The following is a 9,928-nucleotide window of genomic DNA, read 5'->3' on the forward strand; positions in this document are numbered from 1 at the left end:
CGTTATCTTTGCACAACTAAAACAAGAAAAGCAGTAAAGTTTTTTCTTTTCTCTTTTCTCTTTCATCAAATAAAAATGTCTAGAGACGAACAATTAAAACAGCGCTGGGAGCAAGTTGTAGCGCTATTATCAAATAAATTTGCAGATGGTGACATACTTGACCTGGATGCTATTATATACTTAATAGGAGTTCAAGAATTAGGTAAATTTAATCAAGAATTTAAAAAAGACGAAAAAGTAAACCTTATGCATATTGCCATTTGCAAATTACTTGAGCCATATGGATATTATGAGTTTGATTATTTTGATAGCGAAGGCTGGCCACATTTTAATGTGAAAGAAGAGCTACCAACCTTAAAAGCAGGTGAGCAATCCATATTAATGAAAGATGCTATCGTAAATTATTTTCTTGAAAAAGAAGTTATTCAATAACGTTTTGTAATTACAAATTGCTAACAGTAAAAAAATCCATTACCGATTACCAATTACCTAAAACCTTTTCCTTAAATTTGCCTTTTACAAAAAGAAGATGATAGACAAGATTAAAATACATATTGAACAAGCATTAGCTTTCAATACACAAGACAAAGCACAACTAGAAGAATTTAGAATTAAATATCTAGGAAGTAAAGGTTTGTTAAAAGAATTATTTGCCGAATTTAAGAACGTTCCAAACGAAACAAAAAAAGAATTTGGACAAGTAATCAACAAGTTAAAAACCATTGCCGAAGAAAAAGTAACCTCTTTACAAGAAGTTTTAGAAACCAAAGGCGATTTAAAGGGAGTTTATGGCGATTTAACACGATCAGGCGAGCCCTTTGCCATAGGTTCTCGTCATCCTATATCAATTGTAAAAAACCAAATTATTGATATTTTTTCAACCTTAGGATTCAATGTGTCTGAAGGGCCAGAAATTGAAGATGATTGGCATAATTTTACGGCATTAAATTTACCCGAATATCATCCAGCGCGAGATATGCAGGATACTTTTTTTACACAAACGAATCCTGATTTACTTTTACGAACTCATACTTCATCAGTTCAAGTAAGATATATGGAAAATAATGAGCCACCAATTAGAACAATTTCACCTGGGCGTGTTTTTAGAAACGAAGCAATTTCGGCTCGCTCACACTGTATTTTTCATCAAGTTGAAGGGTTGTATATTGACAAAGATGTTTCATTTGCCGATTTAAAACAAACATTATTATACTTTACAAAAGAAATGTTTGGAAAGTCAAAAATTCGGTTACGCCCATCTTATTTTCCTTTTACTGAGCCGAGTGCAGAAATAGATATTTACTGGGGACTAAAAACAGAAACGGATTATAAAATTACTAAAGGTACAGGTTGGCTAGAAATTGGTGGATGTGGAATGGTAGATCCTAACGTTTTAAAAAACTGCAATATAGATTCAGACATATATTCAGGATTTGCTTTTGGAATGGGAGTAGAGCGTATAGCAATGCTTTTATATCAAATAGGTGACATCAGAATGTTTTACGAAAACGATGTTCGTTTTTTAGAGCAATTTAAAGCAACTATTTAATATTAAATGACAAAAGACATTATAATACCAAAAGTAGAAAACGTACATATTGTAGCTATTCAAGAATGGAGTGAAGATTTTGGTGAAAACTGTTGGTACGCCTATTTATTAAACGCAACAAACGAAACTCTTGAAATGGCAATGATAGTTTCAAGAGCATATGGTTTAATAAATGGAGAAAACAGAAACACAATGCAACTGCGCCATGTATTTGCAACTCTAGAACCAAAAACCGCCATAAAGATAGAATTTTTAGAAAACAGTGTTTTGCAGTTAAATAATGAATTTTCATTATCTTATTTTATTGGAAATAAAATGTTTGACAAAAAATTTATCTTTAAAACAAACAGTATTAATATTAATTTAATAACAGACTTACCAGCCATTAACATGCGGGGCGTCTTAAGCGTTTAGATTTAGTAACCTAAACGGATAACAGACTTATTTTCTTCTAATTTTTTACGAATATGTCACTTAGTTGTACTTTTATCAATATTTATTAAACAGATAAAGTATACAAATCATAATATTACAATTTTTAAGCATATTTTTCACAAAAATGTATTAAAAATCTTACATGTTGTTTTTTTTTTGTTTTTTTTAATTTATTTTTCTCAATGTATATTTGTTGTATGATACATAGAGGAGAAATTATAAAAGAAAAAGTTTATAAAAGTGGATTTTCTATCACAAAATTGGCTGTTAAACTAAATAAAAGTAGAGGTTGGGTATATCAAATGTTTGAGAACAGCAATGTGTCTCTTGACGTTGCACTAGATATTGGTAAAGTAATACAATACGATTTTTCAAAAGATATTTTAGAATTACGCTCTAATGATAGTATTCAAAACAATTCAATTACATCAGATAAATCTGATCTTTATTGGAAAGATAAATACATAAGTTTATTAGAAGATTATACAGAATTGCTAAAAAACCCTACAGTTAATTCAAGAGATTAAATTAACAACAAAAAATATTCTATTTGTTATAATTAATGAAAAACTTATGTTTTTCGTTCTGTAAAACACTTTATGTGTGCACTAGATCGCTTTATTTTTAGAAAGCGTTAATTAAATATCGTTTAAAAAAATTCTACAAACTATTCATTCATTTTAATAAAACACTAACGTGTAGGCGCTTAGGTAAATTGTGTTTTATTATAAACAAAATACAATTTGTAATTTCTTTACTATTTTTGTTTTATATCACAAAATATAAATAACCTGTTTTTTTATAACCTTTCATTGCCAACTTATGTTTTTTTATAACAAAAAACTCATTTTAAGTCGTTTGTATGCAAAAAATGATCTCATATTTAATGTAAATTTATATTTAAAAATAGACTTAAGTTTTAATTAAATAGACTATTGTAACATAAAGTCGACAAAAGTTTTATATATTTACAAAATAAATTATCCGAATGAGTCACAGAGGTCAAATAATACAAAGAGCAATTTATAATAGCGGTTTATCTATAACTAAACTTGCTAAAAAACTAAACAAAAGTAGAGGTTGGGTTTACCTAATGTTTGAAAATGAAAATGTAAATTTTGCAACTGTTTTAGAAATTGGGAAAATAATACATCATGATTTTTCAGACGAAATAGAAGATTTAATAATTTTTAAATCAAACACATCAGACAGATTTGAAAATACTAATAATCAATCTGATATCAGTTGGGAAGAAAAATACATTATTCTTTTAGAAAAATACATTAAACTTTTAAAAACAAAGTCTTAGTATCAATTGACTTAAAGCCACATTTAATGCATTTCAACTACAAAAACCCACTTCTCAACGAAAATAAATAAATACTAAGTATATAAAAACCACATTTACATAATATTTATAAATTAATTCAATAAATAATATGATACACAGAGGAGAAATAATAAAAAAAAATGTTTATAATAGTGGTTATTCTGTCACTAAATTAGCTATTGATTTAAAAAAAAGTAGAGGATGGGTATATCAAATGTTTCAATATAAAAATGTTTCATTGGATACAATATTGATGATTGGTGAAGCCATACATTACGATTTTTCAAATGAAATACAAGAGTTAAATTTTACGTATTCAAAAATTAATAGCACTAAGGAATTAGACGAAAATAATGTAGAATCTTATTTTTATTGGAAAAATAAATACCTACATCTTTTAGAAGATTATAAGTTGTTGCTAACGCATGAAGACCATATTTTTAAAAGTGTTTAATAAAATATAAATCAAAAACGTTTTAATTAATTTAGTTTGTCAGTTAATTTTGCAAATACTTTTTTTGCGTCTTTACCTTCATATAGTATTTGATAAACAGCGTCAATTATGGGTGTAGTTGCTTTATATTCAAGATTAAGCATGTATGCGCTTTTAGCAGCATAATAACCTTCTGCTATCATGCTCATTTCCATTTGAGCAGACTTTACGGTATAACCTTTACCTATCATGTTGCCAAACATTCTATTTCTAGAAAAGACGGAATATCCAGTAACTAATAAATCTCCTAAATAAGCTGAATTATTTATGTTGCGTTTCATTTTGTGAACTTTTCTTATGAACTTTTTCATTTCTCGAATACTATTGCTCATCAATACCGATTGAAAATTATCACCATAGCCTAATCCATGAGCAATACCTGCAGCAATTGCATAAATATTTTTTAACATAGCAGCATATTCTGTCCCAATAATATCATCAGAAGTAATCGCTTTTATATAGTTACATCTTAAATTTTTTGCCATTATTCTTGCGTTTTGTGCATCACCGCAGGCTATAGTTAAATAAGATAATCGTTCTAATGCGACTTCTTCTGCATGACAAGGACCGGTAATTACACCAATATTATCATAAGAAATTTTGTATTTTTGATGAAAATGTTCTCCAACAATTAAACTTGTTTCGGGTACGATACCTTTTATTGCAGAAAAGATAATTTTATCTTTTAAAGTTGTTGTAACACGCTCCAACTCACTACTCAAAAAAGCAGATGGTACAGCCATAATTATATAATCAGCAAATTCTATTGCTTCATTTATATCATTAGTTAACAAAAGTTTATTAGTGTCAAACTCAACAGAACTTAGGTAATTGGGGTTGTGTTTCTCAGTTTTTATGTGATCAATTGCATTTATATTACGCATGTACCAAGCAATTTTTGGTTGGTATTCACACAGTATTTTAGCAATGGCAGTTGCCCAGCCTCCTCCACCAATAACTGCAAATTTAGGATTTGAATTCATTAAAAAAGTTTTTATTTATATGTTAAGTAACCATATAAAAATTTAAAAATTATTGCAAATTTACTAGTTTATATGCAGAAATCTAATAAATAACTCAACTTAATCAATTTCTTAAAAAGAAAACAAAATCAAGGGCAACATTATTTTACAATGTTAGATGCAATTTAAAAATAGTTTTTTTGTTTTTATACGTATTATGTTACGTTGTTTAATTTAAACGTTTTTTTAATTACTAATAGCTCATTTCTACAATTTCTCTTACTTTTTCTGGTGTAATGTTTTGTTTTTCACCCAATGCAATCCATCCTCTTTTCTCAAATCTACGAACAATAAAATCGGCCGTTTCTTTATACGTGTCCGTATTTTCAGATAATTTTGTTTTCATTCCCATTAAATGAAAAAAGGCTGTAGTTTTTTCTAAAGCTTTTTCAGCAATTTCCTCTGTTGAATTACCTGAAATATTCCACACTCTTATTCCATATTGAGCCAGTTTATCTTTCTTTGTATCAAACATCACTCTATACAAACTGGGCGCAATGATTGCTAAAGTTCTGGCATGATCAATTTCGTACAAAGCTGTTAGTTCGTGACCTATCATATGTGTTGCCCAATCACTTGGTACGCCCTTTTGAATGAGCCCATTTAAAGCCATTGTAGCACACCAAACAAAATTTGACGCCAATTTATAATCAGCAGGGTTTTCGACAACCCCTGGCCCTATTTCTATTAATGTTTGTAAAATGCCTTCGGAAATTCTATCCTGTAATAATGCATCATGCGAATATGTTAAATATTGTTCCATTACATGTGTAAAAGCATCAATAACACCGTTTTGTAGTTGTTTTTTTGGCAATGAAATAATAACACTTGGGTCAACAATTGAAAAGAGAGGAAATAAGGCACTACCTCCTAATGTTAATTTTTCTTGTGTTTCTTCAATAGTAATAACCGCTCCTGAATTCATTTCTGAACCTGTTGCAGGTAATGTTAATATGGTTCCAAATGGTATAACTTTTGATTTATCTTTAAAAAGAATTCTTTTTCTCAAAATTTCAGCTTCATCACCTTCATAATTTACAGCTCCCGAAATAAATTTTACTCCATCAATAACACTACCACCTCCAACGGCTAATATAAATCCTACTTTTTCTGTTCGAATTATTTTTACAGCGTTCATTAAAGTTTCATACCTTGGGTTAGGCTCAATACCACCAAACTCTATAATTTCATTGTTTTTAAATTGAAAATTTAAAGCGCTTTTCACTTGTTCATAAACACCGTTTTTAAAGACACTTCCACCACCATATGCGATTAGTATTTTTGTATTAGCAGGAACCAAGTTTGTTAATTTTTCAATTTGCCCTTTTCCAAAGACATAATTAACGGGGTTATATAATTCGAAGTTGTTCATGTTTTTTATTTTTTAAAAGGTGAAATAATTGTATGTTTATCTTAACGACTAGTTTAAAATATATGTAATCAAATTTACGAAACGCTAATGAAAACCTATGGCAAGTGATTGTTAATTTATTTGGTATAAAACAAATTATGTTCTACATATTCCCAGACTTCTTTTGGCAATAATGGCATAACATTTTTTTGGCATTTTAGTCCTTCGCGAATAAAAGTAGATGAAATTTCAAGGATAGGAGCATCAATTCGATGAATTTTTTTATGGTTTACAAATTTAGAATCTAGCTTGTCTGAATTTAACCGTGGATAAACATATATGTTGTGATTTTGAAGTATTACTTCATAATTTTTCCATTTGTGAAGCGAATTTAAGTTGTCTTCGCCCATGATTAATGAAAATTCGTGTTGCGAATATTTCTCATACAAATGAGCTAAAGTGTTTACAGTATAATTAGGCTGAGGTAATTTAAATTCAATATCTGAAGGTTGAATTTTTGGATAATCTTTAGTTGCTAAATGCGCCATTTCTAACCGGTGATAATCATCTAAAAGGGTGTTTTTCTTTTTGTGAGGATTATGGGGTGTTACAACCATCCAAATTTGGTCTAAATCAGAATATTCGGCCATATGATTGGCAATAATTAAATGACCAACATGTATTGGATTAAATGTTCCGAAATATAAACCGATTTTCATATGTGTTATTTCTTTGTGCTAATTAGCTATAAATTTCTTAACCAATTCGTAAGCTTCTTGTTTGGCCGTTTCTAAATCATAGTTCTTGATAATGCAGTCAAACTGGGGCGCAGTTGCTAATTCTACGGAAGCTTTAGCAACACGCATGTTTATTTTATCTTCGCTTTCTGTTGATCGTAATTTTAACCTTCTTTTTAATTCGTCAACACTTGGGGGCTTTACAAAAACAGCTAATGTTTCATCAGGAAATTTGTGTTTAATTCGCAGTCCACCAACTACATCAATATCAAAAATAACGTGTTTGCCTAAAGACCAAATACGTTCAATTTCGCTTTTTAATGTTCCATAAAAATTATTGGTATATACTTCTTCCCATTCTACAAATTCCTCGGCTTTGATGTGGTTTTTAAATGCTTCCCAAGAAATAAAATAATAATCTGTACCATCAATTTCTGTTCCTCTTGCTTCACGGGTTGCACATGAAATAGAAAATTCTAAATTCAAATTTTCTTTTCCTAATAAATGTCTTACTATAGTTGTTTTACCAGAACCTGATGGTGCTGAGAATACTATCAATTTTCCTTTCGTCATTGTTTTTAAGATCGTGAATTATCTTTTTGTTTAAAGCACATTCAATACTTGCTCTTTAATTTTTTCCAACTCATCTTTCATCTGCACTACTAATTTTTGCATTTCTGTATGATTTGATTTTGAACCCATCGTGTTAACTTCTCTGCCAATTTCTTGGGTAATGAATCCTAATTTTCTTCCAAGAGCTTCTTTTTTTTTCATGGTTTCAAGAAAATAATTCAGATGATTTCCAAGGCGCACCTTTTCTTCGGTAATATCATATTTTTCTAAATAGAAAATTAGTTCTTGCTCAAAACGGTTTTCATCAACATTTGTTTTTAACTCTTCTAAGGCAGATCTAAGTCTTGTTTTAACGGTTTCAACACGCTCACTATCAAAAGAAACGGCTTTAGTCATTAGTTTTTCAATATTAGAAATGCGCAATTCAAATTCTTTTTCTAATGAGAGTCCTTCATCACTTCTAAATGAGGCAATATTATCTAATGCTTCTTGAATTACGTTTTCAATTCGAATCCATTCTGTTTTATCCAGTTCTTCTCGTTCTGTTTTTAATACATCAGGCATTCTTATAGCCATTTTCATCAGTTCAGTTTCATTTGCATCAGGTATTACTTCTCTCATTTGATTGATGTAACCTTTAATGATAGAGACATTAATTTTTGATGAAGTTTCTTCACCCGTTACTTCAACATATAAAGAAAAATCAATTTTTCCACGTTCCAGTCGTTGAGCAACGGTATTTCGAATTTGCAATTCCATTTCTCTATAAATAGAGGGTGTTCGCACATTAAGATCTAATCCTTTACTGTTTAAAGATTTTATTTCTACGGTTATTTTTTTATTGGGTAATTGCATAAAAGCTTTACCAAAACCTGTCATTGATTGTATCATATTGTGTTTTAAAATAATTCAAAGGTAAGAAAAAGTGTTCAGTGTTACAGTGTTGGTTTTGTAGTATTCTTTATTCTCTTTTTGAGTGTAACTAAATAGACTCCAATAAAAATTAAAAGTGCCGATATAACCTTAACTTTATCAAGCTGGTCTTTTTGAAGACTTATAGCAATTATTGAAGCAAAAAAAGGCTGCATGTAAATAAAAACAGCAACAGTTGTAGGCTTTAGTTCTTTCATTGCTAATAAATTTATTAAATATGCAAAAAAAGTAGTGAATAGTACTACAAAACCAACACTATAAAAGATAGAATTAGGCATTGTTTGCCAATTAATTTCAATTAATTCGTTATAACCAAAAGGAATAACCATTAATAATCCAAAGGTATAAATCCATTTAATGAATGTGAAAGCATGATATTTAGCTATCAAATTTTTGATAATTATCAAGTAAACAGCATAAGATGATGCATTTATAAAAATTAAAAAATTACCCATACCGCCATTTGGGCTATTAGAAACATCTTTTCCGTAGAGTATTAAAATGGAAGTGCCTGCAAGACCGGTTAATATTCCAATTACTTTTTTGAGTTGTATTCTATCTTTAATTAATATTGAGGAAAGTATCAAAACTAAAATAGGCGCTGTAATCATTATTACAGATGCGCTAATGGGTGAAGTTAAACTTAACCCCTTAAAAAAAGCCAATTGGTTTATAGCAACACCAAAAAAAGCAGCAGCAATGATCGTCGGAAAATCTTTTAATGCTATTTTTTCTTTTGGACCAAAAAAAGTCAAGCACCAAAACAGTATGGTTCCACCTATGGCTCTTATTAATATAAAGCCAAAAGGTTTAATGAAAGTTGGCATCACTTCTTTTGCAATGGTATAATTAGCGCCATATATTAAGGCAACAAATGCAGCTCCCAATAATGCTAGCGTTCTTTTATTCATTGCTTAAAGTTTTTAACAACCTTAATGTTGTAGGCTGAGCATTTCCAATAAAAATCTCTTCTTTTATTATAAAAACAGGGCGGCTCAAAAAAGTATAATGTTCTAAAATAAGGGATTTGTAATCGGCTTCAGATAGTTTTTGATTTTTAAATCCTCGCTCTTTGTAAAGCTGTGCTTTTTTACTGAACAAAGCCTCATAGCTTCCAGCGAGTTTATGCATTTTTTCTAATTGTTCTACTGTAATTTTATCTTGTCGGATGTCATGAAATTCTAGATCAATTCCTTTTGGTAATGATTTTATAATTTTTCTGCAAGTGTCGCAAGAAGCGAGATAGTATATTATGTCCATGTAAATAGCGATTTCTTTGTGCAAAGAAAATTCATTTGACACTTAAAATGATTATTTTTATCAAAAAAATAAAAAAATGAATCAATTATTTGACGTCAGTACTACAAGTAGAAATATGGTTTCAAAATTTCTATCGGGATGCAACCTGGACCAACTCAACACGATTCCGGAAGGATTCAGTAATAATTTGATTTGGAACATAGGTCATATAATCGTGTCGCAACAATTATTGGTATACAAGCTTT

14 protein-coding genes are annotated in these 9,928 nt (G+C 29.5%); 7 read left to right on the forward strand and 7 right to left on the reverse strand.

The genetic code is table 11. From position 1 onward, the window contains the following. Positions 1-75 precede the first annotated feature (75 nt). The 6 genes from AABM47_RS09410 to AABM47_RS09435 all read left to right on the forward strand — a co-directional run bounded on the left by AABM47_RS09410 (position 76) and on the right by AABM47_RS09435 (position 3,768). Complete coding sequence (locus tag AABM47_RS09410) at positions 76-432, forward strand: hypothetical protein (protein ID WP_338410671.1); 357 nt, start codon at positions 76-78, stop codon at positions 430-432. A 97-nt stretch (positions 433-529) separates the two neighbouring features. Further along, positions 530-1,549, forward strand: a complete 1,020-nt coding sequence (pheS, locus tag AABM47_RS09415) for a phenylalanine--tRNA ligase subunit alpha (RefSeq protein WP_338410672.1) — start codon at positions 530-532, stop codon at positions 1,547-1,549. 6 nt (positions 1,550-1,555) lie between these two features. After that, the gene (locus tag AABM47_RS09420) at positions 1,556-1,963 is read left to right on the forward strand and encodes a hypothetical protein (RefSeq protein ID WP_338410673.1); all 408 of its coding nucleotides are present in this window, start codon (positions 1,556-1,558) and stop codon (positions 1,961-1,963) included. A gap of 218 nt (positions 1,964-2,181) precedes the next feature. Then, positions 2,182-2,511, forward strand: a complete 330-nt coding sequence (locus AABM47_RS09425) for a hypothetical protein (protein ID WP_338410674.1) — start codon at positions 2,182-2,184, stop codon at positions 2,509-2,511. A gap of 461 nt (positions 2,512-2,972) precedes the next feature. Continuing rightward, positions 2,973-3,293: a hypothetical protein gene (locus AABM47_RS09430; protein WP_338410675.1), complete on the forward strand. Its 321-nt coding sequence runs from the start codon at positions 2,973-2,975 to the stop codon at positions 3,291-3,293. Positions 3,294-3,423: 130 nt separating this feature from the next. Next, entirely contained in the window at positions 3,424-3,768 is a 345-nt protein-coding gene (locus AABM47_RS09435; protein ID WP_338410676.1) for a hypothetical protein, read from the forward strand. 26 nt (positions 3,769-3,794) lie between these two features. Here the strand turns inward: AABM47_RS09435 and AABM47_RS09440 are convergent, their stop codons facing one another. The 7 genes from AABM47_RS09440 to AABM47_RS09470 all read right to left on the reverse strand — a co-directional run bounded on the left by AABM47_RS09440 (position 3,795) and on the right by AABM47_RS09470 (position 9,683). After that, positions 3,795-4,790 (reverse strand): NAD(P)H-dependent glycerol-3-phosphate dehydrogenase, encoded by a 996-nt coding sequence (locus AABM47_RS09440; protein ID WP_338410677.1) that lies wholly within the window; start codon positions 4,788-4,790, stop codon positions 3,795-3,797. A 232-nt stretch (positions 4,791-5,022) separates the two neighbouring features. Next, positions 5,023-6,201, reverse strand: a complete 1,179-nt coding sequence (locus AABM47_RS09445) for an iron-containing alcohol dehydrogenase (protein WP_338410678.1) — start codon at positions 6,199-6,201, stop codon at positions 5,023-5,025. A gap of 116 nt (positions 6,202-6,317) precedes the next feature. Next, positions 6,318-6,899, reverse strand: coding sequence for a nicotinate (nicotinamide) nucleotide adenylyltransferase (gene nadD, locus AABM47_RS09450; RefSeq protein ID WP_338410679.1), 582 nt, complete (start codon positions 6,897-6,899; stop codon positions 6,318-6,320). A gap of 18 nt (positions 6,900-6,917) precedes the next feature. After that, complete coding sequence (gene gmk, locus AABM47_RS09455) at positions 6,918-7,490, reverse strand: guanylate kinase (RefSeq protein ID WP_338410680.1); 573 nt, start codon at positions 7,488-7,490, stop codon at positions 6,918-6,920. A 30-nt stretch (positions 7,491-7,520) separates the two neighbouring features. Beyond that, positions 7,521-8,381 (reverse strand): YicC/YloC family endoribonuclease, encoded by an 861-nt coding sequence (locus AABM47_RS09460; protein ID WP_338410681.1) that lies wholly within the window; start codon positions 8,379-8,381, stop codon positions 7,521-7,523. 44 nt (positions 8,382-8,425) lie between these two features. Continuing rightward, a complete protein-coding gene (locus tag AABM47_RS09465) occupies positions 8,426-9,334 on the reverse strand; it encodes a DMT family transporter (RefSeq protein WP_338410682.1) in 909 nt (302 codons plus the stop codon). Further along, positions 9,327-9,683, reverse strand: a complete 357-nt coding sequence (locus AABM47_RS09470) for an ArsC/Spx/MgsR family protein (RefSeq protein WP_338410683.1) — start codon at positions 9,681-9,683, stop codon at positions 9,327-9,329. Before AABM47_RS09470 ends, AABM47_RS09465 begins: the two co-directional genes overlap by 8 nt. Before the next feature lie 115 nt (positions 9,684-9,798). Between AABM47_RS09470 and AABM47_RS09475 the strand changes: the two genes are divergently transcribed. Continuing rightward, positions 9,799-9,928 (forward strand): DinB family protein (locus AABM47_RS09475; protein WP_338410685.1); only part of this gene is annotated, 130 nt, incomplete at its 3' end.

It is taken from the genome of uncultured Flavobacterium sp. (assembly GCF_963925415.1).
GTDB lineage: Bacteria > Bacteroidota > Bacteroidia > Flavobacteriales > Flavobacteriaceae > Flavobacterium.

What these genes read in the sequence shown, in the direction of transcription:
- AABM47_RS09410 (WP_338410671.1), top strand. Translation starts at nt 76, where the DNA reads ATGTCTAGAGACGAACAATTAAAACAGCGCTGGGAGCAAGTTGTAGCG.
- pheS (WP_338410672.1), top strand. Translation starts at nt 530, where the DNA reads ATGATAGACAAGATTAAAATACATATTGAACAAGCATTAGCTTTCAAT.
- AABM47_RS09420 (WP_338410673.1), top strand. Translation starts at nt 1,556, where the DNA reads ATGACAAAAGACATTATAATACCAAAAGTAGAAAACGTACATATTGTA.
- AABM47_RS09425 (WP_338410674.1), top strand. Translation starts at nt 2,182, where the DNA reads ATGATACATAGAGGAGAAATTATAAAAGAAAAAGTTTATAAAAGTGGA.
- AABM47_RS09430 (WP_338410675.1), top strand. Translation starts at nt 2,973, where the DNA reads ATGAGTCACAGAGGTCAAATAATACAAAGAGCAATTTATAATAGCGGT.
- AABM47_RS09435 (WP_338410676.1), top strand. Translation starts at nt 3,424, where the DNA reads ATGATACACAGAGGAGAAATAATAAAAAAAAATGTTTATAATAGTGGT.
- AABM47_RS09440 (WP_338410677.1), bottom strand. Translation starts at nt 4,790, where the DNA reads ATGAATTCAAATCCTAAATTTGCAGTTATTGGTGGAGGAGGCTGGGCA.
- AABM47_RS09445 (WP_338410678.1), bottom strand. Translation starts at nt 6,201, where the DNA reads ATGAACAACTTCGAATTATATAACCCCGTTAATTATGTCTTTGGAAAA.
- nadD (WP_338410679.1), bottom strand. Translation starts at nt 6,899, where the DNA reads ATGAAAATCGGTTTATATTTCGGAACATTTAATCCAATACATGTTGGT.
- gmk (WP_338410680.1), bottom strand. Translation starts at nt 7,490, where the DNA reads ATGACGAAAGGAAAATTGATAGTATTCTCAGCACCATCAGGTTCTGGT.
- AABM47_RS09460 (WP_338410681.1), bottom strand. Translation starts at nt 8,381, where the DNA reads ATGATACAATCAATGACAGGTTTTGGTAAAGCTTTTATGCAATTACCC.
- AABM47_RS09465 (WP_338410682.1), bottom strand. Translation starts at nt 9,334, where the DNA reads ATGAATAAAAGAACGCTAGCATTATTGGGAGCTGCATTTGTTGCCTTA.
- AABM47_RS09470 (WP_338410683.1), bottom strand. Translation starts at nt 9,683, where the DNA reads ATGGACATAATATACTATCTCGCTTCTTGCGACACTTGCAGAAAAATT.